At 72.5% G+C, this 23,803-nt stretch carries 18 protein-coding genes; 13 read left to right on the forward strand and 5 right to left on the reverse strand.

Annotated elements, in window-relative coordinates:
- Positions 1-89: 89 nt before the first annotated feature.
- Positions 90-2,555 carry a DNA gyrase/topoisomerase IV subunit A gene (locus HDA32_RS07705; protein ID WP_179642545.1) on the reverse strand — a complete coding sequence of 822 codons (2,466 nt, stop codon included), beginning with the start codon at positions 2,553-2,555 and terminating at the stop codon, positions 90-92.
- A 556-nt stretch (positions 2,556-3,111) separates the two neighbouring features.
- Here HDA32_RS07705 and mbhE point away from each other — a divergent pair.
- From mbhE to mnhG, 7 genes are read left to right on the forward strand one after another with little or no spacing between them, the layout of a single operon-like run.
- The gene (mbhE, locus tag HDA32_RS07710) at positions 3,112-5,601 is read left to right on the forward strand and encodes a hydrogen gas-evolving membrane-bound hydrogenase subunit E (protein ID WP_179642546.1); all 2,490 of its coding nucleotides are present in this window, start codon (positions 3,112-3,114) and stop codon (positions 5,599-5,601) included.
- Between the two features lie 2 nt (positions 5,602-5,603).
- Positions 5,604-6,242, forward strand: a complete 639-nt coding sequence (locus HDA32_RS07715) for an MnhB domain-containing protein (RefSeq protein WP_179642547.1) — start codon at positions 5,604-5,606, stop codon at positions 6,240-6,242.
- Positions 6,239-6,613: an NADH-quinone oxidoreductase subunit K gene (locus HDA32_RS07720; RefSeq protein ID WP_179642548.1), complete on the forward strand. Its 375-nt coding sequence runs from the start codon at positions 6,239-6,241 to the stop codon at positions 6,611-6,613. Before HDA32_RS07715 ends, HDA32_RS07720 begins: the two co-directional genes overlap by 4 nt.
- Positions 6,610-8,136 (forward strand): Na+/H+ antiporter subunit D, encoded by a 1,527-nt coding sequence (locus HDA32_RS07725; RefSeq protein WP_179642549.1) that lies wholly within the window; start codon positions 6,610-6,612, stop codon positions 8,134-8,136. The genes HDA32_RS07720 and HDA32_RS07725 overlap by 4 nt, the downstream gene beginning before the upstream one ends.
- On the forward strand, positions 8,133-8,786 hold the full coding sequence (locus tag HDA32_RS07730; protein ID WP_312863084.1) for a Na+/H+ antiporter subunit E: 654 nt from the start codon (positions 8,133-8,135) through the stop codon (positions 8,784-8,786). Before HDA32_RS07725 ends, HDA32_RS07730 begins: the two co-directional genes overlap by 4 nt.
- Positions 8,783-9,061 (forward strand): MrpF/PhaF family protein, encoded by a 279-nt coding sequence (locus HDA32_RS07735; RefSeq protein WP_179642550.1) that lies wholly within the window; start codon positions 8,783-8,785, stop codon positions 9,059-9,061. The genes HDA32_RS07730 and HDA32_RS07735 overlap by 4 nt, the downstream gene beginning before the upstream one ends.
- Entirely contained in the window at positions 9,048-9,431 is a 384-nt protein-coding gene (gene mnhG, locus HDA32_RS07740) for a monovalent cation/H(+) antiporter subunit G (RefSeq protein WP_179642551.1), read from the forward strand. Before HDA32_RS07735 ends, mnhG begins: the two co-directional genes overlap by 14 nt.
- Positions 9,432-9,486: 55 nt before the next feature.
- Here the strand turns inward: mnhG and HDA32_RS07745 are convergent, their stop codons facing one another.
- Positions 9,487-12,327 (reverse strand): glycosyl hydrolase, encoded by a 2,841-nt coding sequence (locus HDA32_RS07745; protein ID WP_179642552.1) that lies wholly within the window; start codon positions 12,325-12,327, stop codon positions 9,487-9,489.
- Positions 12,328-12,552: 225 nt separating this feature from the next.
- On the opposite strand from HDA32_RS07745, the gene HDA32_RS07750 reads away from it, so the two are divergent.
- Positions 12,553-14,700: a RecQ family ATP-dependent DNA helicase gene (locus HDA32_RS07750; RefSeq protein ID WP_179642553.1), complete on the forward strand. Its 2,148-nt coding sequence runs from the start codon at positions 12,553-12,555 to the stop codon at positions 14,698-14,700.
- 340 nt (positions 14,701-15,040) lie between these two features.
- Here HDA32_RS07750 and HDA32_RS07755 read toward each other — a convergent pair whose 3' ends face one another.
- Positions 15,041-15,928, reverse strand: coding sequence for a carbohydrate kinase family protein (locus HDA32_RS07755; protein WP_179646536.1), 888 nt, complete (start codon positions 15,926-15,928; stop codon positions 15,041-15,043).
- Between the two features lie 218 nt (positions 15,929-16,146).
- Here HDA32_RS07755 and HDA32_RS07760 point away from each other — a divergent pair, with 218 nt between their 5' ends.
- The 5 genes from HDA32_RS07760 to HDA32_RS07780 all read left to right on the forward strand — a co-directional run bounded on the left by HDA32_RS07760 (position 16,147) and on the right by HDA32_RS07780 (position 22,734).
- Complete coding sequence (locus HDA32_RS07760) at positions 16,147-18,870, forward strand: bifunctional acetate--CoA ligase family protein/GNAT family N-acetyltransferase (RefSeq protein WP_179642554.1); 2,724 nt, start codon at positions 16,147-16,149, stop codon at positions 18,868-18,870.
- 297 nt (positions 18,871-19,167) lie between these two features.
- Entirely contained in the window at positions 19,168-19,761 is a 594-nt protein-coding gene (locus HDA32_RS07765) for a DUF5998 family protein (RefSeq protein WP_218882370.1), read from the forward strand.
- An 82-nt stretch (positions 19,762-19,843) separates the two neighbouring features.
- Positions 19,844-20,986, forward strand: coding sequence for an alkaline phosphatase family protein (locus HDA32_RS07770; RefSeq protein WP_179642555.1), 1,143 nt, complete (start codon positions 19,844-19,846; stop codon positions 20,984-20,986).
- 235 nt (positions 20,987-21,221) lie between these two features.
- Positions 21,222-22,007 carry an enoyl-CoA hydratase-related protein gene (locus HDA32_RS07775; protein ID WP_179642556.1) on the forward strand — a complete coding sequence of 262 codons (786 nt, stop codon included), beginning with the start codon at positions 21,222-21,224 and terminating at the stop codon, positions 22,005-22,007.
- Positions 22,008-22,080: 73 nt separating this feature from the next.
- Complete coding sequence (locus HDA32_RS07780) at positions 22,081-22,734, forward strand: MBL fold metallo-hydrolase (RefSeq protein WP_179642557.1); 654 nt, start codon at positions 22,081-22,083, stop codon at positions 22,732-22,734.
- Between the two features lie 136 nt (positions 22,735-22,870).
- On the opposite strand, the gene HDA32_RS07785 is transcribed toward HDA32_RS07780, so the two are convergent.
- Positions 22,871-23,278, reverse strand: coding sequence for a DUF5709 domain-containing protein (locus HDA32_RS07785; RefSeq protein ID WP_179642558.1), 408 nt, complete (start codon positions 23,276-23,278; stop codon positions 22,871-22,873).
- A gap of 71 nt (positions 23,279-23,349) precedes the next feature.
- On the reverse strand, positions 23,350-23,787 hold the full coding sequence (locus tag HDA32_RS07790; RefSeq protein WP_179642559.1) for a DUF2203 domain-containing protein: 438 nt from the start codon (positions 23,785-23,787) through the stop codon (positions 23,350-23,352).
- Positions 23,788-23,803 lie beyond the last annotated feature (16 nt).

The following is a 23,803-nucleotide window of genomic DNA, read 5'->3' on the forward strand; positions in this document are numbered from 1 at the left end:
GGTGCCGCTGAGGATCGAACATAAGGTGACAGTTTTGTTGCCGACTGTAGCGTGGCGGTGTGGCGGCCGGATGCGGTGGGACCGCGTCGTCACCGCCCGGTATCGGTCTGGCCGGTGCCGACCGCCGAGATGGGGCGGGGCAGCGCCTCGCCGGAGCCGTCCCGGCGGGGATCGGCATCGGGCAGCCGCACCGGCCCGCCGTCGGCCCGCGAGGCCCTGGCCGGGGCCCGGCCCATCCAGCCGAACAGCAGGACGTCCTCGCCCTTGAGGAAGCGGTGGCAGCGCACGCCGCCGGTGGCCCTGCCCTTGACCGGGAAGGCATCCAAGGGGGTCAGCTTGGCCGCACCGGCCTGCGTGCCGGGCAGCGCGGTGGAGCTGCCGGCGACCGTGACGACCACCGAGTCCTCCGGCGCGGTGACGGCGCCGAACCACAGTGCGCGGGCGCCCTCGGACAGCCGCACGCCGGTGACGCCCCCGGCCGGGCGGCCCTGCGGGCGGACGCCGCCGGCGGCGAAGCGCAGCAGTTGGGCCTCCGAGGTGATGAAGACGAGGTCCTCCTCGCCCGTGACGAGCTGGGTGGCGCCGACGAGCCGGTCGCCGTCCTTGAGGTTGATGACCTCGAAGTCGTCCTTGTTCTGCGGGTAGTCCGGGGCGACCCGCTTCACGATGCCCTGCCTGGTGCCCACGACCAGACCGGACTCGTCACCGGTGAGGGTCGCCAGGGAGACCGCGTGTTCGTCCTCCGCCAGCTCGACGAACTCCGTCACCGGGGATCCGGAGGCCAGCGGCGGCGCGTCCGCGCTTTCGGCGGGCAGCTCGGGCAGCTCCAGCACGGGCAGCCGGATCAGCCGGCCCAGGTCGGTGACCACGGCGACCTCCCCGCGCACGGTGGCGGGCACCACCGAGGTGGTCGCGTCGTGCCTGGCGCGCGGCCCGTCGAACATCCGCGGCAGGGTCGCGCCGGCGCTGCGCCCCAGCATGCCGGTGGAGCTCAGCAGCACGTGGCAGGGGTCGTCGCCGACCTCCAGCGGCACCGCGGCGCTGCGGGTGAGACCGGAGCTCTCCTTGAGCACGGTGCGCCGCGGCGTCGCGTACTCCTTGGCGACCTCGCCCAGCTCGCGGGAGACCAGCCTGCGCAGCTTGGAGTCGGACTCAAGGATCGCGGTGAGCTCGGCGATCTCGGTGTTGAGCTGGTCGCGCTCGGTCTCAAGCTCCAGCCGGTCGTACTTGGTGAGGCGGCGCAGCGGGGTGTCGAGGATGTAGCGCGCCTGGGTGTCGGAGAGCTCGAACGTGGTCATCAGCCGCCGGCGGGCCTGGCCGGAGTCCTCGGAGTCCCGGATCAGCGCGATGACCTCGTCGATGTTGAGCAGCGCGACGAGCAGGCCTGCGACCAGGTGCAGGCGCTCCTCGCGCTTGGCTCGGCGGTGCTCGCAGCGGCGGCGCACCACGTCGAGGCGGTGCCCGACGTAGACCGAGAGCAGCTCGCGCAGGCCCAGGGTCTGCGGCTGGCCGTCGACCAGCGCGACGTTGTTGATGCCGAAGGACTCCTCCATCGGCGTCAGCCGGTACAGCTCCTCCAGGACGGCCTCGGGGTTGAAGCCGTTCTTCAGCTCGATCACCAGCCGCAGGCCCTGGTTGCGGTCGGTGAGGTCCTTGAGGTCGGAGATGCCCTGCAGCTTCTTCGACTGCACCAGGTCCTTGATGCGGCCCAGGACCTTCTCCGGGCCGACGTTGTAGGGCAGCTCGGTGACGATCAGACCGGTGCGCCGGGGCGTGACCTTCTCGATGGAGACGGTGGCGCGGGTGCGGAACGTGCCGCGGCCCTTGGCGTAGGCGTCCCTGACGCCGTCCAGCCCCACGATGGTGCCCCCGGTGGGCAGGTCGGGGCCGGGCACGAACTCCATGAGCTCGTCCAGTGTCGCCTCGGGGTGCGTGATGAGGTGCCGAGCGGCGGCGACGACCTCGCCGAGGTTGTGCGGCGCCATGTTGGTCGCCATGCCCACCGCGATTCCGGAGGCGCCGTTGACCAGCAGGTTCGGAAAGGCCGCCGGGAGCACCTCCGGCTCGGTCTCCTGCCCGTCGTAGTTGGGCTGGAAGCCGACGACGTCCTCCTCGATGGAGGAGACCATGAGCCGGGCCGCGGGGTTGAGCCGGGCCTCGGTGTAGCGCATCGCCGCCGGGGCGTCGTCACCGCCCAGCGAACCGAAGTTGCCGTGGCCGTCGACGAGGGGGACGCGCATGGCGAAGGACTGGCTGAGCCGCACGAGCGCGTCGTAGATCGCGCTGTCGCCGTGCGGGTGCAGCTTTCCCATGACCTCGCCGACGACGCGGGCGCACTTGACGTGCGCGCGGTCGGGGCGCAGGCCCATCTCGTTCATCTGGTAGAGGATGCGCCGCTGAACGGGTTTCATGCCGTCGCGGGCGTCCGGCAGCGCGCGCTGGTAGATGACCGAGTAGGCGTACTCCAGGAAGCTGCCGCGCATTTCCTCGGAGACGTCGATGTCGATGATCTTCTCAGCGAGTTCCTCAGAGGGTGGGGACGTAGTACGGGCCATGCCCGTAATTCTGGCCTGAGCGTGCGACCATCGCGAACCAGGGACGCGGATGGATTCGGTTCCGACCGCCCCGACCGCTCCGCCGAGGGCGGGAGAACGCCCTGCCGCGGGGCGGGAGAGGGGCGGTGCCGCAGCGGCGGAGTGAGCCGTTTCATGCGGTGCGGGGCAGGGGATCGGGCCGATGGACTCCACGCTCCGTGACCGGTCCCGGAGCCGGAAGCCGGGGAGGAGGCCGCCCGGTAAACGGGACGTCAAGTTTCAGGTCGGATATCCGGTGAGATCAAACACTGCGATTTCGGGAATTCCGCCCCCCTGTACGGTGGTGCGTCCGACCCGGGTTCCAGGATCACCAGTGGAAACACGGAGAGTAATGAATACGGCGGACCCGGCACGGGCAGCGAATGGTACACCTGCTCCGCTCCACGTCAAGGTGAGCCGAGGGACTGCCGATAACCTTTGAGACGTCCGCATCCGCCCGCAACGCTCCACCCAGCCCCGTTCGCCGCCCGGTGGTGAGAAAGGCGCGCCTCCGGTCCAACCGCCGATAACGACACTCATGCTGCTGCCCTTCATCATCGCGCTCCACGTCGCCGTGGCGGTGCTCATGCCGCCGCTGATCCGCGCCATGGGCTCTCGTGCGTTCATCGTGGCGAGCCTTCCCCTGGTCCTGTCCACCGCCTGGGCCCTCGCCCAGGCACCGGACATCGTCGCGGGGGGCTCGGCGTCCGCGTCCGTGCCGTGGGTCCCGGCCCTCGGCATCACGCTCGACTTCCGGCTCGACGCCCTCGCGCTCGCCATGGTGCTGCTCGTCTCCGGCGTCGGGGCCGTCATCTTCTGCTACAGCGCCGCCTACTTCCACTCCGACGAGCGCGCGCTCGGCCGGCTCGCGGCCACCATGGCGATCTTCGCCGGGGCGATGCTGGGCGTGGTCACCACCGACAACCTGTTCGCGCTCTACGTCTTCTGGGAACTGACCTCGATCTCCTCCTTCGTGCTGGTCGGCCACGACGACCACAAGGAGACCGCCCGGCGCGCGGCCGTCCAGGCGCTGGTCACCACCGCGGGCCCCGGCCTGCTCATGCTCATCGGGTTCATCGTGCTCGGCCGGATCGGCGGCACCTACCGGATCTCGGACCTGGTCGCCGACCCGCCGACCGACAGCACGTGGCTGCCGCTGGCCCTGGTGCTGGTGCTGGCGGGGGCGTTCGCCAAGTCGGCGCAGGCGCCGCTGCACTACTGGCTGCCGGGCGCGATGGTGGCGCCCACGCCGGTCAGCGCCTACCTGCACGCCGCGGCGATGGTCAAGGGCGGCGTCTACCTGATCGCGCGGCTGTCGCCGGGGTTCGCCGAGGTCGAGCCCTGGCGCGCGCTCGTGCTCGCCTTCGGCCTGACCACCATGGTCATCGGCGGGTGGCGGGCGCTGCGCCAGGACGACCTGAAGCTGCTGCTGGCCTACGGAACGGTGAGCCAGCTCGGCTTCCTGGCGCTGCTCGCCGGGGCCGGCACCCACACCGCCGCCGTGGCCGCCATCGGCATGCTGCTGGCGCACGGCCTCTTCAAGTCGACGCTGTTCCTCACCGTCGGGATCATCGACCACCAGACCGGTGCGCGCACCATCAGCCGGCTCAGCGGACTCGGCCGGCGAATGCCGCTCCTGGCCGCCGCCGCAGGGCTCGCCGCGGCGTCCATGGCCGGACTGCCTCCGCTGCTGGGCTTCGTCGGCAAGGAGGCCGCCCTGGAGGCGTTCGTGCCCGGCCACGCCCCGGAGATGTCGCAGACCGCGGCGCTGGTCATGTTGATCGGCCTGGTGTTCGCCTCGATCCTGACCTTCGCCTACAGCGCCCGCTTCTTCTGGGGAGCCTTCGCCGACAAGGCCACCGTCTCCGAACGCCGCTTCACGCGGCCCTCGGGCGCCTTCCTCGCCGCACCGGTGCTGCTTTCGGCCCTCGGCCTGGCGCTGGGCGTCCTGCCCTTCCTCGCCGACCCGATCGCGAGCGGCTACGCGCTGGCCTACGATGACCACGGCAAGCCCTACCACCTCGCGCTGTGGCACGGCCTCACCCCGGCCCTCGGCCTGTCCGCGCTGATCGTGGTCGTGGGCGCGGTGCTCTTCTGGCGGCGCAAGGCGGTGGCCAAGGTGCAGAACGCCATGCCGCGCTGGCCCGACGCCGAGGTCGGCTACCACCTGTTCCTGCACACCATCTACTCCACCGCGCTCAGCGTCACCCGGCGCACGCAGAGCGGTTCGCTGCCGATCTACCTCGGCATCATCCTGGCCGTGCTGCTGGCGCTGCCCGGTGTGCGGCTGCTCGCCGCCCTGGTCAACGGCAGCGTGGAGGTGCCGGGCCCCGACAGCGGGTTCCGGCTGTGGGACAGCCCGCTGGAGTTCCTGATCGCTCTGATCATCGTGGTCACCGCGATCGCGACGGTGCGCGAGCACCGGCGGTTCCCCGCGCTGATCCTCATCAGCGCCCTGGGCTTCGGCATCGCCGGCCTGTTCGTGCTGCACGGAGCGCCCGATCTGGCGCTGACGCTGGTGCTGGTGGAGACGCTCACGACGATCATCCTGGTGTTCGTGCTGCGGCGGCTGCCGACGATGTTCGGCACCCGCCCCGACGGCTGGCCCAAGCGGCTGACCGTCGCGATGTGCGTGGCCGCGGGAACGTTCATCGCGGTGTCGCTGTGGCTGATGACCCACGCCCGCACCGACCCCCCCATATCGCGGGGGTTCGCGCCCCTCGCCGTGGAGGCCGGCGGAACCAACCTGGTCAACATGATCCTCGCCGACTTCCGTGCGCTGGACACCTTCGGCGAGATCGTCGTGCTGGTGACGGCCGCGGTCGCGGTCGCGTCGCTGGTGCTGCTCAACCGCAGGAGCCGGGTGGTGGAGGAGCCCGACGCCGATGTCGGCGAGGACGAGGCCGAGCTGGCGACGCGCGCGCCGCAGCAGCCGGTCACCGAGACCGCCACGCTGGGCACGCGCGGCGGCAACGCCTCGGAGGGGCGTATCGACGACTCCGCCCGACCCGACGACGAGAGGAGGTGACCATGGCTGTCGGAGTTCCCGGGGAGGACCGCCCCTATCTGGCCGGCCGGATCGCGACGGGCGACGGCGGACCGCCCGAGGACTGGGAGGCGCCGCGGGAGCGGTGGCTGAGCACGGTCACCCGGCCGGCGTTCGGCCCGCGATCGGTGCTGCTGGAGGTCGTGGCGCGGATCCTGATCCCGGCGATCCTCACCCTGGCGGTGTTCCTGCTGGTCGCCGGGCACGGTCGGCCCGGCGGCGGGTTCGCCGGCGGGCTGGTGGCCAGCATGGCCTACGTGCTGCGCTACATCGCCGGCGGCAGGCACGAGCTCGCGGCCGGCGTGCCGATGCGGCCCAACGGGCTGCTGGCGCTGGGCATGCTGATCGCCTGCACCACGGCCACTCTCCCGCTGCTGTTCGGCAAACCCATCCTCTACGCGACGAAATGGGAGTTCACGCTGCCGGTCTTCGGACACGTCAAACTGCTCAGCGCGCTGTTCTTCGAGGCGGGGGTCTTCCTGATCGTGGTGGGCCTCGTGCTGTCGGTGGTGGCGGCCCTGGGGGCCCGCATGGAGGCCGAGGAGGAGGAGATGCGCCAAGAGCAGCTGCAACGGCACTCCCGGGAGCGGCGCACCGGGGCGGACGGGGGTGGCGGCCGGTGACCACGCCCAGCTTCATCCTGATCATCGCTGTCGGCGTGCTGTACTCCGGCGGCTTCTACCTGCTGCTGCAGCGGGCGCTGATGCGGGTGGTCTTCGGCATCGTCATGCTCGGCCACGCCGCCAACCTCTCCCTGATCCTCACCGACGAGGCCATCACCGTGCCGCCGCTGCTGGGCGGGGCCGCGGGTGAGATGTCGGATCCCCTTCCGCAGGCCATGGCGCTGACCGCCATCGTCATCACGTTCGGCGTCACGACGTTCCTGCTCGCGCTCGCCTACCGGGTGTGGCTGGGCGACGAGAACGACGAGGTGCCCGACGACGTGGAGGACCGGCGCATCATGCGGCTGACCGAGCCGGAGGACTCCTCGTGAACGTCCTCCTCGCCATCCCCTTCGTGGTGCCGCTGCTGGGCGCGGCGGTGACCCTGCTGCTGCGGCGCACCCCCCGCTCCCAGCAGATCGTCGGCACGCTGACGCTCGCGGTCGTGGTCGCCGACGCCGCTCTGCTGCTGCGCGAGACCGCCGACGGCACCGTCGTGGTGAGCCAGGCCGGCGGCTGGCCGGCGCCGCTGGGCATCACCCTGGTCGCCGATCCCATGGCCGCACTGCTGGTGCTGGTCTCCTCGGTGGTCCTGCTGATCGTGCTGCTGTACGCGATCGGCCAGGACATCGGCGGCCTGAGCCGCGCCACCCCGCAGATCTTCCACCCGATCTACCTGGTGCTGACCGCCGGCGTCTGCCTGAGCTTCATCGCCGGCGACCTGTTCAACCTGTTCGTCGGCTTCGAGGTCATGCTGACCGCCAGCTACGCGCTGATCACCCAGGCCCCCACCCGGGCCAGGGTGCGCGCCAGCATGATCTACACGACGATCAGCCTGACCTCGTCGATCCTGTTCCTGACCGGGATCGCGCTGGTCTATGCGCTCACCGGCACCGTGAACATGGCCGACATCGCCGAGAAGCTCGGCGCCGCACCGCCCGAGCTGCGCATGGTGCTGGCGCTGATGTTCTTCGTCGTGTTCGGCATCAAGGCCGCGATCGTGCCCATGCACTTCTGGCTGCCCGACAGCTACCCGGTCGCGCTCACCCGGATCTCCGCGATCTTCGCGGCGCTGCTGACGAAGGTCGCGGTGTACGCGATCGTCCGCACCCAGACGCTGCTGTTCGTCCGCGACGACATCTCGGCGGTGCTGCTGTGGGCGGCGATCGCGACGATGCTGGTCGGCATCTTCGGGGCGCTGGTTCAGGACGACGTCAACCGGGTGGTGTCGTTCGCACTGGTCAGCCACATCGGCTACATGATCCTCGGACTGGGGATCGGCACCGTCGCCGGTATCGCCGGGGTGATCGTCTACCTCGTGCACCACATCGTGGTGCAGGCGACGCTGTTCCTGGTCAACGGGCTGATGCGGCAGTACGTGGGGCACACGTCGCTGCGCGCCATCCGCGGTCTGACGACGGTGTCGCCGGCGCTCGCGCTGTTCTTCTTCCTGCCGGCGCTGAGCCTGGCCGGGATGCCGCCGTTCTCCGGGTTCATCGCCAAGGTCGCGCTGTTCGAAGCCGGTATCGCGGCCGGAGGGTGGCTGGTCCACACGGGTGTCGCCGTCGGTGTGCTCACCAGCCTGCTCACGCTCATCGCGGTCTTCCGCATCTGGACGCGGGCGTTCTGGGGGACGCCGCTGCCGGACATGGTCGAGGCCAAGGAGCAGTTGCGCAGGGGCGCCAACCTCGGAGGGCTGCGGTTCATGACGGCCATGACCGGCGTCATGGTCGGCGTCGGCCTCTTCGTGATGGCGGCGGGCGGTCCGCTCGCCGAGGTCGGCTTCACCGCGGCGCGGGACCTGGTCGACGGCGATGCCTACATCGAGGCCGTGATGGGGGAGGGAGCAGGGTGAACGAGGCCGACCTGACCCCCGCGGCCAACCGCGGTTCCGATTCGAGCTCCAGCGCGGTGGAGGCGGGGCATTCCCGGACCAAGCGGCTGCTCATGCGGCTGCCCACGGTGCTCCTGCTGACCGTGATGTGGGCGGTCCTGTGGGGCGACCCCGCTCCGGGAACGCTCATCGCGGGCTTCGCCGTGGCGTCGATGTGCTACTCGGTGGCGAAGCTGCCGCACATCCCGGTGCGGCTGGTCTTCCGCCCCTTCGCCGCGCTGCGGCTGGCCGGCAGGATCGGCTACGACCTGTTCGCCTCCAGCACGCACGTGGCGTTCCACGTGCTGTGGCGGCCCAAACGCGTCCGGGGCGCGATCGTGGCGGTGCCGATGCGCACCGACTCCGACTTCCTGCTGGCCATGGTCAGCGTGGGGCTGTCGATGGTCACCGGCAGCCTGGTGATCGAGCTCAACCGGAACCAGGGCGTGATCTACGTGCACGGGATCCCGATCGACTCCCCCGATGCGGTGGAGGGGCTGCGCAGGCAGGTGCGCCGGACCGAGAAGCTGTTCGTCCGGGCGTTCGGCACCGCCGAGGACCTGGCCGACTTCGACCGGGCCGAACGCGAGTTCGTCGCGGCGATCGAGCGGAACGAGAGAGGAGCGTCATGAGCGGCCTGGACTACGTCTACGTCGCGGTCTTCACCATGCTGGGGGTCGGAGCGGTGTGCACGCTCATCAGGCTGGTCCGCGGTCCGTCGGTGCTCGACCGGATCGTCTCCCTGAACGCGCTGTCGGTGCTGCTGGTCAGCGCGATCGCGGTGGAGGGCGCGATCCGGCAGGACGACGCCTACGTCGGGCTGATGGTGACGATCGCGCTGCTGGGGTTTCTCGGACCCCTGACGGCGGCGCGCTTCGCGGAACGGCGGACCTATGACCGCGAATGACTGGATCACCGCCGTGCTGGTGCCGACCGGGGCGCTGTTCGCCATGATCGGCACCATCGGCCTGGTGCGGTTCCCGACCCTGCTGACCCGCCTGCACGCCGCGACCAAGCCCGACACGGTCGGGCTCCTGCTGATCCTGCTGGGGTCGGCCTTCCAGCTCCCCGACCTCGGCGCGGCCGTTCCGCTGGCGCTGGTGGCGATGTTCCAGCTCGCCACCGCTCCGGTGCTCGCCCCGACGCTGGGCCGGGTGGCCTACAGCCGGGGCGAGACCAACGAGGAGTACCTGGTGGTCGACGAGCTGGCCGAGGCCGTCGAGCACGCCAGGGCCGACGAGCACGCCCGAGCCGGTCCGGAGGACGAGCGCGGGTGAGGGAGCGGCCCCTCCCGCGCGGGCACCCGGGCGGCCCGCACGGAAGGGTGCCGTCCTAGCCGGTGAACGGCACGGTGAGCACCGATTGCCCGCCGTCGGGGGCGTTCACCCGGACCTGCGACTCCTGGTGCCCCAGGGCGCTCCACAGCTCGACCCGCACGGTCCCGCCGTCGAGGTCGCCGAGTTCGCCGTCGGCCGACTCAAGGCCCTGGGAATGGCGGTAGGTCTCCCAGCCCGGCAGGTCGTCGGTCGCGAAGTAGGCGTAGGTCTCGACCCGGTCGAAGGTCCCGTCGCCCTCCAGGTCGTAGGAGACCCGGACCTGCACGGCGTTGCCCACCGCGCCGCCGGAGTCCACCGCCAGGGCGAACCCGGTGCCCTCGCCGGTGAAGTCCCCGGTGAGGCCGTCGGCCTCGAAGACGACCGGATCATTGGGCGCGCCGTCGTGGTTGGCGCCGTCCGCTGACGGGACGGCGACCGCCGCCGCGGACGCACCGGGCTCCGGCGACAGGGCGCCGCCGTCGGTGAGGTGCAGCGTCCCGTCGCCGATGCCGCCCGGCTCCCCGGGGTCGTCCGGCTCCCCGGGGTCGTCCGGGGCATCGGGGTCGCCGCTGCCGCCGGCCTCGGTCGCCACCTGCCCCGGCGGCACCGTCAGCGTGGCCCCGTCGGAGAAGTCCACGGTGAGGGGCGCCGCGCCGGGATTGAACGCCGCGTGGGTGCGCGTGTCCCCGTTGTCGAACACGGCGTAGTGGGCGGTGTCGGCGGTGACGGAGGTGTCCACGCGGCCCAGTTCGGCGAGCGTGGAGACCCACTGGTAGGTGTGGGCCTTGGAGGAGCCGGACTCCGGCTCGTAGTCGCGCCACTGCGCCTCGAACTCCCGCAGCGCCGCGTCGCCGTCGGACAGCGCCAGGTGCGCCCAGTGCACGTCCCGCCAGACCTCCGGGGCGCGGCCCAGCCGGTCCACCAGGGACCGGTGCATCCGCGCGGCGTGCTCGGGGCCGTGGCCGAGGTAGAGCGAGCCCGCGGTGATGGGCAGGTAGTTGATGCCGTAGTGCTCCTCGTCGCCGCCGTCCCACCAGATGCGGTAGTCGCCGCCGTCGCCCCAGACCATGCCCACCACGTCGTGGCCGAAGTCGGAGGGGAAGGTGTCGCCGTCGGAGTCCTGCCAGTACCGGCTCATCGCCGAGGCCTGGGTCGTGTGCATGTAGACGCCCAGGTCGCGCAGCTCCTCGTCGCCGGTCAGCGCGCCGAACAGCGCGGTGGAGGCGGCGAAGTGCATGGCCTCCGACGAGGATTCCTGGTTGTTGCCCGCGGCGAAACCGGCGTGCCCGGAGGCCCAGCCGTGGCCGGCGTAGGGCGAGAAGGAGCGCAGCCACGGGAACCGGTCATCGGAGCGGTCGGGGTTGTTGGCGTCCTTGAGCACCGTCTTGACCATGCCGCCCCATTGGTCGTCGCTCGCCCAGGCGCGGTCGTAGCGGGCGATCGTGGCCGCGGCCGTGACGAAGTAGCCGTAGTGGAAGTCGTGGTCGTTGAGCTCCTGGTCGGCGCCGAAGCTGGAGGGGTGGCCGATCAGGGTGTCCCACTCGGCGTCGTAGGCGAACATGGCGTCGTCGCCGTCGCCCGAGGCGGTCAGCCAGTCCTCCATCCTGGCCTTGAGCAGGCCGAGGAGCTCGTCCCTGCCCTCGTCGTAGCCGATGGAGTCGGCGATCGGCACGAGCTGGGCCAGGCGTCCCAGGGCCTTGCCGGTCCAGTAGGTGTCGGTGGCCCCCTTCCACGGGTCCTCGGCGTCGAGCTCCTCGTCGATCAGCGCGCGGATCCGGTCGTGGTCGGCGCTGTCCACGGTCGGCAGGCTGGGCATGATGCCCTGAGTGGTGAGCTCGGTCTCGAACCCGGTGCCTTCGGCGACCCGCATCTCCCCGCGCGGGGAGGCGTAGGCGAGGTCGGTCAGCGGGGTGGTGGTCTCCTTCCACTGGTGGGGGTAGAGCGCCATGAGCGTGCCCTCGGCCGAGCCCTCCTTGGCCTCGGTGGTCACCTCGTAGCGGCTGGTCAGCGTGGCCGACTCGGCGTCGTAGCCGTAGTCGAGGGTGGTGCCGGTGACGAAGGAGTAGGCGTAGTCCTCGAAGAGGTCCAGGTCGCCGGGGTCGGGCAGGACCGCGACCGAGACGTAGCCGCGCGAACCGACGTCGGCGCGGAAGGTGTCGCCCGATCGCGTCCAGGCGACCCCGGACGGGGCGAAGAGGGCGTAGTGCCCACCGTTGACGGTGGCGCCGAGCACGGAGCCGTCCTCGTGCCAGACGGACGGGGGCGCGGTGAAGGCGACCTCGGCCGGACCGCCGGACAGCTCGGCGTAGGCGAACGGCAGGCCGTGGCCGATGGTGGTGCGCAGGGTCCGCGAGCCGTCCGACAGGTCGGCGGTCACGGTCCAGTCGGTGTAGCCGGCGACCCTGGCGCCGGGGGCCTGGAGCCCCTGGACGCCGAGGACGAGGTCGGGGGAGTGGGTGAACTCGTACTTCATGCCGTCGCCGACGATCGCGTGCTCGCGGGCGTGGCCGATCTCCATCCCGCCGGACCGGGCGTGCAGCGACAGGGGATGGGCGTGGAGGTTCTCCCCGTAGGGATTGCCGGGGTAGCGCTGGAAGATCAGCGACGACCACCAGTCGTTGGTCGCGACCGGCTGGTCGAAGTCGTCGGTGACCTTGGGCGAGACCGGTTGGCCGTTGAGGTCGCTCGGGCCGGAGCCGCCGGGCGGCGGTTCGGTGCCGTAGCTTCCGGCGCCGACCTCGATCTGGTCGGCCGAGGCCGGGGAGGCCTGTGCGGTCAGAAACGCCGCGGCGAGCAGCGCGACGGCGGCGAGGGGGGTTCCGGCGCGCCGCCATCGGCTCTGGACGGATTGGGACATGGCAACCTCGTCGAAGTCGGGAGGGATAGAGGTGCGGTCATCCCCAGGGTGATCGGGAGCGCTCCCATATGACGGGAGTCAGATAAAGAGAGCCAGATCACCTCATCCGGGTCAACACTGGGAGCTCGTTCCGTTACGCAGATGTTGCACAGGGTGAGGGAGGTGTGGAATCCGGGGCTGTGGACGGCGCCGCGGAAGGTCCCCCGGCTCTGATAGCAAGGGGACATGGTTACCTCCGCGGCACCCGGGACCACCGTCGGCAGCGACTCCGCCATGCGCGAGGCGGCCGAACGCCATCTGCGCGCGCTCGCCGGCGACGCGGCGCGGCTGCGGGAGGACCAATGGGCGGCCATCCACGCGCTGGCCGCCGAGCGGCGCCGGGCACTCGTGGTGCAGCGCACCGGCTGGGGCAAGTCCGCGGTGTACTTCGTCGCCACCGCGCTGCGCCGCGCCGAGGGCGCGGGGCCCACCGTCATCATCTCGCCGCTGCTGGCCCTGATGCGCAACCAGATCGCCGCGGCCGAGCGCGCCGGCATCCGGGCCCACACCATCAACAGCGCCAACATCGATGCCTGGGCGCGGACCTACGCCGAGATCGAGGCCGGAGCGGTCGACGTGCTCCTGGTCAGCCCCGAGCGGCTGAACAACCCCGACTTCCGCGACCGGGTGCTGCCCGAGCTCGCCGCGGGGGCCGGCCTGGTGGTGATCGACGAGGCGCACTGCGTCTCCGACTGGGGCCACGACTTCCGGCCGGACTACCGCCGCATCCGCACCCTGCTGCGCGAACTCCCGTCCGGTATCCCCGTGCTGGCCACCACGGCCACGGCCAACGAACGGGTCACCCGCGACGTCGCCGAGCAACTCGAGGTCGGCGACGACGCCGGCACGCTGGTGCTGCGCGGCGGGCTCGACCGCGAGAGCCTGCACCTGGCGGTGGTGGACCTGCCCGACAGCACCGCCCGACTGAGCTGGCTGGCCCAGCACCTCGACGAGCTGCCCGGATCGGGCATCGTCTACACCCTCACCGTCGCCGCCGCCACCGAGACCGCGGCGTTCCTCGCCGAGCGGGGCCACGCCGTGCGCTCCTACAGCGGCCAGACCGATCAGGAGGAGCGGCAGCGGGCAGAGGACGACCTGCTGGGCAACCGGGTCAAGGCGCTGGTCGCCACGAGCGCGCTCGGGATGGGCTTCGACAAGTCCGATCTGGGTTTCGTCGTCCACCTGGGCGCGCCGCAGTCGCCGATCTCCTACTACCAGCAGGTCGGCCGGGCCGGCCGGGGCGTGGACCGGGCCGAGGTGATCCTGCTGCCGGGCCGCGAGGACCGCGACATCTGGGCCTACTTCGCCGGCCTGGCCTTCCCCCCGGAGGAGACCGTGCGCCGCACCCTCGACGCGCTCGCCCAGGCCGGCGGCCCGGTGTCGACCCAGCGCCTGGAGGCCCAGGTGGACCTGGCGCGCGGCAGGCTGGAGCAGATGCTCAAGGTGCTCGACGTCGACGGCGCCGTGCGCAGGGTGCGCGGCGGCTGGACCGCCACCGGCGCCCCGTGGGCCTACGACGCCGAACGCTACGCCGCGGTGGCCGCGGCCCGGAAGGCCGAGCAGCAGGCGATGCTCGACTACATCGCCACCGACGGCTGCCGGATGGAGTTCCTGCGCCGCCAGCTCGACGACGCGGGGGCGCGCCCCTGCGGCCGCTGCGACGCCTGTACCGGGCGCGCGTGGCCGGTCGAGATCGACCCCGAGCAGCGGGAGGCCGCGGCCGGCCACCTCAGCCGCCCCGGCACCGCGATCGCGCCGCGCAGGCAGTGGCCCACCGGTATGGCCGCGCTCGACATCGACGCCGCGGGCACCATCCGGCCCGAACACCGCGCGGAGGAGGGCCGGGCGCTGGCCCGCCTCACCGACATCGGCTGGGGCAACACGCTGCGCCGCATCCTGGCCGAGGACGCGCCCGACGAGCCGGTGAGCGATCAGGTCTTCCAGGGTCTGATCACGGTGCTGGCGGCGTGGCCGTGGCGGGAGCGCCCGGTCGGCGTGGTGGCGATGCCCTCGGCGACCCGGCCGCGGATGATCACCGATCTGGCCGAGCGGCTGGCGAGGACGGGCCGCCTGGAGCCCGTCGGCCTCCTGGAGTACACCCGTCCGCAGGGCGCCGGCCCGCGTCGCCACAACAGCGCCCAGCGCCTCGCGTCGGTGTGGCACGCCCTCACCGTGCCCGACCGGGTCGGCGCGGCCCTCGCGCGCATCGACGGCCCGGTGCTGCTGGTCGACGACCACACCGACACCGGCTGGACCCTCACCGTGGCGGCCAGGCGGCTGCGCGAGGCCGGGGCCGAGGCCGTGCTCCCGCTGACCCTGGCCGCGCGGAGCTAGGGTTCCGAAGCCCGCCTCTGGGGTAAGGAGGCCTTGGCCGCAAGGGGTCTGCAAGGCCCGCCCCAGGAGGGGGTCCGTGCGGGTGCGTTCTCTCGTGTGGCCGAAGGCCCGTTGAGGTGAACTGCGCACCCGTGCGCGAAGCAGACCCGCGGCCTCCGGTTGGGACCGACACCGGGGGGTTCGGTCCAGACCGCAGGACATCCGGTGCGCTTCGCGCGGAGCCGGGCATCCCGCATATGGGCCTGCGGTCGCACGGCGGGCCGCCCGTTCACCGCGAACCCCTATGGCCGGGGTTTCGCACCCCAATGGTTAAGGCGGCGAATCCCCGGTGCTCGCAGCCTCAGCCCAGGTCGGGGCGGGCGCCGGGCTGGTGCAGGGCGCGGGCGGCCAGGCGCTGGGCGCCGGCCAGGGCGTCCTTGGGGTGCTTGCCCATGAGCCAGGGCGGGAGGAAGCCGGCGATGAACGCGTCACCCGCGCCGATCGACCCCGGGGAGGGCTCCACCGGCTCGGCGGGGACCACGACGATGTCGTCCCGGGTCTTGGAGGCCCACAGCGCACCGGCGTCACCCAGTTTGATCACGACGTTGGGGTACCAGGCCGTCAGCACCTTGGCGGCGGCCTCGGCCTCCTCGCGGCCGGTCAGCACGGTCGCCTGGTCGTTGTTGGCGAACAGCAGCCGCGCGCCGTTGGTCCAGTCGAGGAAGTGCTCGGCGCCGGCGCGCTCCAGCGGGGCGTGGGAACCGCCGTCGACCGAGATCGACATGCCCGACTCGCGCGCCATGCGCAGCGCCACCCGGGCGGCGCGGCGCGAGCCCTCGCTGAGCAGCGTGTACCCCGACAGGTGCAGGTGCCCGTCGGGCCCGAACACGTCGCGGGGCAGGTCCTCGGGCTGCAGCGCGGCGTTGGCGCCGGGGTCGCTGAGCATCGTGCGGTCGCCCCGGTGCGTGATCATGACCACGCAGGTGCCGGTGGGGCGCTCCGGGTCCATGACCATGCGGGCGTCGATGCCGTAGCCCATCAGCTCCATCTCGCGGGTGCGCCCCGTGATGTCGGAACCGCGCCGGCCGACAAGTGCGGTCTCGGCGCCCTCCAGGGCCAGCCACGCCGCCACGTTGGCGCCGGAGCCGCCGCCGTAGGTGATCACCGACGCGGGGGTGTCGCTGCCGCGCGCCAATGGATGGAAAGCCCGCGCAACCGCATCGGTCATGAGATCACCGATCACGACCACTCGCGTCATACCGTCACCACCTCGCCGACCGTTTTCGCGCGACGACCCGTCAAAAGCGTGCCCCTGACGTTAACAGGTTCCTGGGTTGCCATGGGTAACGAAGTGGCAGAAGAACCATGTCACCGCCGACTCGGGCCCGGCCGCCCGAGCGGGGCCGAGCGGCGATCCGGGCCCTTCGCTCCCGCACGGCGGCGGCAAACTCGTTTACCCTCAAAACCGTGCAGCCTTACCCGAAACACTGGGAAGCCGACGTGGTCCTCACCGACGGCGGCACCGCGCATCTTCGGCCCATCACTCCCGAGGACGGCGACCTGCTCCAGGAGTTCCACTCCCGGTTGTCGCCCGAGACGATCTACTACCGCTTCTTCGCGCCCTATCCGAAGCTGTCCCGGCGCGACGTCGAACGGTTCACCACCGTGGACTACGAGGACCGGGTGGCCCTCATCGCGACCATCGGCGAGCCCATGGTCGCCGTCGTGCGTTACGACAAGGTGAGCGGGGACGAGGCCGAGGTGGCCTTCGTCGTGGAGGACTCCCACCAGGGGCGCGGCATCGCCTCGGTGCTGCTGGAGCACATCGGGGCCGCCGCCCGCGAACGCGGCGTGCGGCGGTTCATCGCCGACGTGCTGCCGGAGAACCGGCGCATGATCAACGTCTTCCGCGAGGCCGGGTACACCGCGCAGCAGACCTTCGACGAGGGCGTCATCCGGCTCACCCTCGACCTGGAGCCCACCGAGGACTCCAGGGACGTCATGCGGGCCAGGGAGCAGCGCGCGGAGTCCCGTTCCATCGCCCGGCTGCTCTTCCCCGAGTCCGTCGCGGTCATCGGCGCCAGCAGGACCGCGCACACCATCGGCCAGACCTCGCTGCGCAACCTCATCGCCGGCGACTTCCAGGGCCCGGTCTTCCCGGTGCACCCCGAGGCCAAGGCCGTCGCGGGCGTCCGCGCCTACCCCAGCGTCCTGGACATCCCGGACCCGGTCGACCTCGCCATCGTCGCGGTGCGCGCCGACATGGTCGCCGACGTCGTCGACCAGTGCGCGCAGAAGGGCGTGTACGGGCTGGTGGTGGTGAGCTCCGGCTTCGGCGAGGCGGGCCCCGACGGGCGCGCCCGCCAGGACGAGCTGGTGCGCACCGCGCGGGCGGCGGGCATGCGCGTCATCGGGCCCAACTGCCTGGGCATCGCCAACACCGACCCCGCGGTCTCGCTGAACGCCACGCTGTCACCGGACATCCCCTCGCGCGGCCGGATCGGCTTCTTCTCCCAGTCCGGTGCGCTGGGCCGCGCGATCCTGCAGCGGGTCGCCCAGCGCGGCATGGGCCTGTCCACCTTCGTCTCCGCGGGCAACCGGGCCGACGTCTCGGGCAACGACCTCATGCAGTACTGGGAGGAGGACCCCGGCACCGAGGTCGTCCTGCAGTACCTGGAGTCGCTGGGCAACCCGCGCAAGTTCAGCCGGCTGGCCCGCAGGCTCGCCCAGCACAAGCCGGTCGTCGCCGTGCGCACCGGCGGCTCCTCCCAGGGCGTGCCCACCGGCCACGCCGCCAACGCGCTCGCGCTGCCCGACTACGCGGTGACCTCGCTGTTCCAGCAGGCCGGCGTCGTGCGGGTGGAGGACATCACGCAGATGTTCGACGTCGCCCAGCTGTTCGCCTACCAGCCGCTGCCCTCGGGGCCGCGCGTGGGCATCGTCGGCAACTCCGACTCCCTCGGCCTGCTGGCCAAGGACGCCTGCCTGCGTTCGGGCCTGCGGCCGCACGACCCGGTGGACCTGGGCCCCACCGCGACCGCCGCCGACTTCGACGCCGCGCTCAGCGCCGCGCTGGCCGACGAGTCGGTGCACTCCGTCGTCGTGGTGTTCATCCCCGCTCTGACGCCGATCTCCAGCGACGTGGCCGAGGTCATGCGGGCCAAGGCCGCTGCGTCCGGCAAGCCGATCGTCACCACCTACCTCGGCTACCAGGGGCTGCCGGAGGAGCTCCGGCAGGTCGACGAGGACGGCGAGACGCTGCGCGGGTCCGTGCCGTCCTACCCCGCGCCCGAGGACGCGGTGCGCGCGCTCGCCCACGCCACCCGGTACGCGATGTGGCGCGAGCGCGACCCCGGCCGACACCCCGAACTGGCCGGCATCGACCGCGCCGCGGCCCGCCGGCTCATCGGCGCCGCCCTCGCCGACGCCGAGGCCGCCGGCACCGCCCCGCACTCGGTCTGGTTCACCAGCGAACCGGTGCACAACGAGGAGACCGCGGTGGAGGCCGCCGTCGCGCGGCGGCTGCTGGACTGCTACGGCGTGCAGGTCTGGACCGACATCCCGGTGGCCTCGGGCGACGCCGCGGTCGCCGCGGCCGAGGAGCTCGGCTACCCGGTCGTCGTCAAGGCCAACGCCCCCGACCTGCGACTGCGGTCGGGCGGCAGCGGGATCCGCGCCGACCTGCGTTCGCCGGAGGACGTGCGGGGCGCCTACATCGCGCTGCACGACCGGCTCGGCGACGACGCCATGCTCGTGGTGCAGCGGATGGCCGTCCCCGGCGTGCCGACGGTGATCCGGGCGGGGGAGAACCCGTCGTTCGGATCGGTGGTCGCCTTCGGGCTCGCCGACGTCACCGCCGAACTGCTCGACGACCGCGCCTACCGGCTGGCCCCTCTGACCGACGCCGACGCCGCCGACCTGGTCCGAGCGGTACGCTCCTCGCCGCTGCTGTTCGGCCTGCCCGCTGGCGCCTCGTCACTGGCCGACCAGCCCAACGTGGAGGCGCTGGAGGAGCTGCTGATCCGGGTCTCGCGCCTGGTCGACGCGCTGCCGGAGGTCACCCACGTCGACCTGGACCCGGTCATCGTCAACGCCGACGGCGCCCACGTCCTGGGCGCCCGCGTCTGGCTGCGCGAGGCGCCCGAAGTCCGTCTCGACTACGGCCCCCGGCGACTGCGGGTTCCGTATTAGCCGCGATCAGCCGCGGTCGGCCGCGGTCGGCCGTTCTCCGGCCCTCACGCCGGTTCGGGCTGCGGTTCGGGATCGGGCGGCATCGGGCCCGGAGGCTCGGGCGGGACGGGGCTGGGCTCGGGCGGGGCCGGCTCCGGATCGGGCAGGGGTGGTCCGGGCGGCGGCGGTGTCGGTACGGGAGGCACTGTCGCGTCCATGCCGCCCCCCTACCCGGATCGTGGTGCGTTACCCGTGGTGCCGCTGCGCCGACCGCCGGCGCGGGTGCGTTCGGTCACCGGGAGAGGGCAGGATGGGAGCATGAGGAAAACGCGTGCTGTGTCCACCGACTGGCGCCTGGAGATCGAGCGCAGCGGGTACTACCCGGGACTCGTGGCCGACGCCGTGGCCGCGACCCTCGGCGGGGAGACCGCCGATGCCTCCGTGGTCCACCACGAGGCGACCTTCGATCCCGGCATGGAGGTGCGGCGGCACATCACCGTCCTGGTGCTCACCCCGACCCGGCTGATCGTGTGCCACACCGACGAGCACCCGCCGGCCGCCCCCGAAGAGCGCCCGCACGCCTCCACCACCACCGACGCCATCAAGCTCGGCACCATCCAGTCCGTCGCGCTGACCAGGGTCGTCCCCGACCCCGCGGCCTACGTCCCCGGCACGCCGCCGAGCGAGGTCGTGCTGAGCATCAACCTCGCCGTCAACTGGGGCGCCATCGCCCACATCGACCTCGAACCCGCCGCGTGCGCCGACGAGTCCTGCGACCTGGACCACGGCTACACCGGGGCGATCACCGCCGAGCCGCTGACGCTGCGGGTCAGCCAGGCCGCCGACGGCGCCGACGCCGTCGCCAACATGGTCGACTTCGCCCAGGCGCTGTCGGAGGCCACCACCCGGTGACACCGCCGCAGCGGGGCGCCGCCCGGCGGCGGAGCCGACCGGGGACCGGCGGGTCCGAAGAAGCCGATGAGGAAGGGGTCAAGTGAGCACGGACACCGCGGGCTTCGAGACGCCGCGCTACGGCGCGGCGTCACTGGCCGATCTCGCGCCCTCGGTGCTCGCCTCGCTGGGGGTCGAAGGGGAGCCCAACGCGCTCGGCCTGCCGCCGACCCGCCGGGCCTGCGTGCTCCTCGTCGACGGCATGGGCTGGGAACCGCTGCGCGCCAACCGCGGCCGCGCCCCGTTCCTGGCCTCACTGCTCGACGCGGCCGGGCCCATCACGGCGGGCTTCCCCACGACCACGGCCACCAGCCTCACCTCGTTCGGCACCGGGTGCGCGCCCGGCGGCCACGGCATCCTCGGCTACCAGGTCGCCGTCCCCGGCCGCGACCGGATCATGAACTCGCTGCGCTGGGACGCCGAGATCGACCCCGCGGTCTGGCAGCCCCGGCGCACCGTCTACCAGCGGGCCGAGGCCGCCGGTGTGACCACCGCCTACATCGCCGAGGGAAGGTTCGAGGGCACCGGGTTCAGCCGCGCCTCAGCGCGCGGCAGCCGCTACGTCGCGGCCGACGACATCACCGAGCTGGCCGTCAAGGCCGAGGCCGCACTGGAGTCGGCCGACCGCGGCTACGTCTTCGTCTACCACTCCGACCTCGACACCTACGGCCACATGTTCGGGGTGGACTCGCCGTACTGGCGGCACCACCTCGGCCTGGTGGACCGGCTCGCCGAGCAGCTCGCCGACGCGCTGCCGGCCGACTCCGCGCTCTACGTCACCGCCGACCACGGCATGGTCGACACCGGCCCCGACGGCCGGATCGACGTGGAGTCCGACCCGGAGCTGAGCGCGGGCGTCCGCCTGCTCGCCGGTGAGGCCAGGGTCCGCCAGGTCCACGCCCGCGACGGCGCGGCCGACGACGTGCTCGCCGCGTGGCGGGAGCGGCTGGCCGGGCGGGCGGTGGTGGTCGGCCGTGCCGAGGCCGTGGCGGCCGGGTGGTTCGGCGCGGTGGCCGATGAGTTCCTGCCGCGCATCGGCGACGTCCTGGCGCTGGCGCGCGACGGCGTCGCGCTCGTCGCCCCGGTCGGTGAACCGGTGGAGTCGCGGCTCGTCGGCCAGCACGGCTCGCTGACCCCGGCCGAACTCCGCGTGCCGCTGCTGCGCGCGAGCCCGGCCGTCTGCTGAGACCGCCTCGGTCCCGCCCGGCCTCAGTCGTCGGCGGCCAGGCGGACAGGCAGCGGGTTCCAGGTGCCCAGGCGAGCTTGCGACGGTTCTCAACGCGCCCGCCCGGACCCACCGCCGTCCTCGCCGGACCTTCCGAAAGAGGCGGGAGGCCGGACCGCGCGGAGGCGGGGCCGATATCTTCGAGGTCACCCAAGAGGGGCCGTGCAGGCCACTGACGACGATGGAAGGGGCACCCATGCCGGAAGCCGCCGAGCCGCTGGTGCGCGGGGACGTTGACCGGGGCATCGCCACCATCACCCTGGACTCGCCGCACAACCGCAACGCGCTCTCGGCGCGGCTGCGCACCGAGCTCGCCCAGGAGCTGGCCGCGGCGGTGGCCGACGACACCGTCCGCGCCGTCGTGCTCACCGGCACCGGCCCCGTGTTCTGCGCCGGCGCGGACCTGAAGGAGATCGCGGCCGAGCGCGCCGGCCAGGATCCCGACCCCCACGCGCCCGGCATGCCCGACCTGTTCTCCGCGATCATGGACGCGCCCAAGCCGGTCGTCGCCAGGCTCAACGGCCCGGCCCGCGCGGGCGGCATCGGGCTGGTCGCCGCCGCCGACATCGCCGTCGCGCCCGCGTCGGCGACGTTCGCGTTCACGGAGGTGCGCATCGGCGTCGTCCCTGCGATCATCTCCGTCCCGGTCTCGGCCAGGATGCACGACCGCCAGCTCAGCCGGTACTTCCTCACCGGCGAGGCGTTCGACGCCGGCGCCGCGGCAGAGGCCGGCCTGCTCACCTGCGCGGTGCCCGACGACGAGGTCGGCGCCGTCACCGAGCGGATCCTGGACGGCCTGCGCCAGTGCGCGCCGCGCGCCCTGAACCGCACCAAGGCGCTGCTCAACGAGTCCGGCTACCGGGAGCGCAAGGCCGCGTTCGCCGACATGGGCGAGTTGTCCCGGGAGTTCTTCGGCGGCGACGACGCCGCCGAAGGGCGCGCGGCCTTCTTCGAGAAGCGCCCGCCGCGCTGGGCGCTGTGACCCCCGCGCCCGCCGCCCGCCGCTCCGGCGGCGGGCGTGGCGCCGACGGAGCGCACCCAGCACAATGGGGGGCGTGACTTACTCCGGAGATACGCGGGTCGGCGGACCCGCCGACGTGCGCGAACTGCCCGAGTTGACCATCAGCAAGCTCGCGGTGGGCCCGATGGACAACAACACCTACCTGCTGCGCTGCAACCGCACCGGTGAGGCGACGCTGATCGACGCGGCCAACGAGGCCGACCGGATTCTGGATCTCATCGGCGACACCGGCCTGGCCCAGGTGATCACCACCCACCGGCACCAGGACCACTGGCAGGCGCTGGCCGAGGTGGTCGGCGCCACGAACGCCCGCACCGTCGCCCACCCGGACGACAGCGACGCGCTGCCGGTCTCGGTGGACGTCCCGGTCGGGCACGGCGCGACGATCCCGGTCGGGGGGTGCGCGCTTGAGGTCGTCCACCTGCGCGGCCACACGCCCGGCTCGATCGCGCTGCGCTACGACGAACCGGGCGGCCGCACCCATCTGTTCACCGGTGACAGCCTGTTCCCCGGCGGCGTCGGCAAGACCGGGAGCGACGCCGACTTCCGGTCGCTGCTGGCCGACGTGGAGGAGCGGGTCTTCGCCGAGATGGCCGACGACACCTGGGTCTACCCCGGCCACGGCAAGGACACCACGCTGGGCGCCGAGCGCCCGCAGCTGCCCGAGTGGCGCGAACGGGGCTGGTAGCGACCCGCGGAGACGGCCGCGCGTCCTGCGGATCCCCGGGCGGGCGGCCGTCTCTACGGGCGCTCACGAGCCGACCGGGGTGGCGGGGGACCGCTCGTTCGTCATCCCCTCGTCCCGCCGGGCGGTCAACCGGCTTTCACGGCAGCTCCGACTCGTCCTCCTCGCGGACGGCCTGCTCCTCGGCGCTGTAGACGCCGCGGTCGAACCCCGTGTCCTCGGCGATGAGCGTGCCTTCGTGGTCCTCGCGCACCCCCTCGTCCTCGGAGACGAGGCGCTCGGAGCGGGGATCGGTCTCGGCCGCGTCCACCGGGTCGGGGGACTGCTCTTCGACGTCGGGCTGTTCCCGCGACAGCGCGGTGTCCAAGGGCTCCCCGGCCTCCCGCTCGGTGCCGGTGGTCCCGAACTCGTCCATCGCGACCGGTTCCTCCTGCGGCAGCGGACTGTCCTCGGTGCTGTCCTCCTGCGCGGGCAGGCCGACCTCCTCCCAGTCGGAGGCCTGGTCGTTGATGGGGTCGACGCGGTTCTCGGGACGGTTCTCACTCATGTCGGCCCCCTACCACCGCATCCGCCGGGATATGCGGCCCGCCGCTCACCGAAGCGGTAAAGCCGGGCGGATCAGCGCTCCCGCTCGGTGGGCGGCAGCGGGCGGCGCCCGATGAAGCCCAGATCGCTGCGGTGGTACCAGCCGAGCCCGGATTCGCCCTCCAGCCAGCACAGCCGGACCGAGACGCCGCTGAGCACCGCCGGGAAGTCGATCAGCACCGGCGCCAGGTTCTTGACCTCGATGCCGTTCTCGCCGAACCACGCCCGGATCTCGCTCAGCCGCGCCTCCTTCGCCTTGAGCTCGGCCATTCCGCCGAGCGCGGACTCGCCCACCGCGCGCAGGTCCGCGGCGAGCTCGGCCAGATCGGCCCGCACCGTCACCAGTTCGTCGACCCGCTTCCTGACCTGCGGCAGCAGCGCGTGCGCCTCGGCGACGCTGAAGACCCGCGGTTCGCCGCCGCCGGCGCCCCACGGCTGCGGACCCGGCACGACGTCATCGGTGTCACCCATATCCGTACCGTATTCG

Origin of the sequence: Spinactinospora alkalitolerans (assembly GCF_013408795.1) — a bacterium.
GTDB classification, from domain to species: domain Bacteria; phylum Actinomycetota; class Actinomycetes; order Streptosporangiales; family Streptosporangiaceae; genus Spinactinospora; species Spinactinospora alkalitolerans.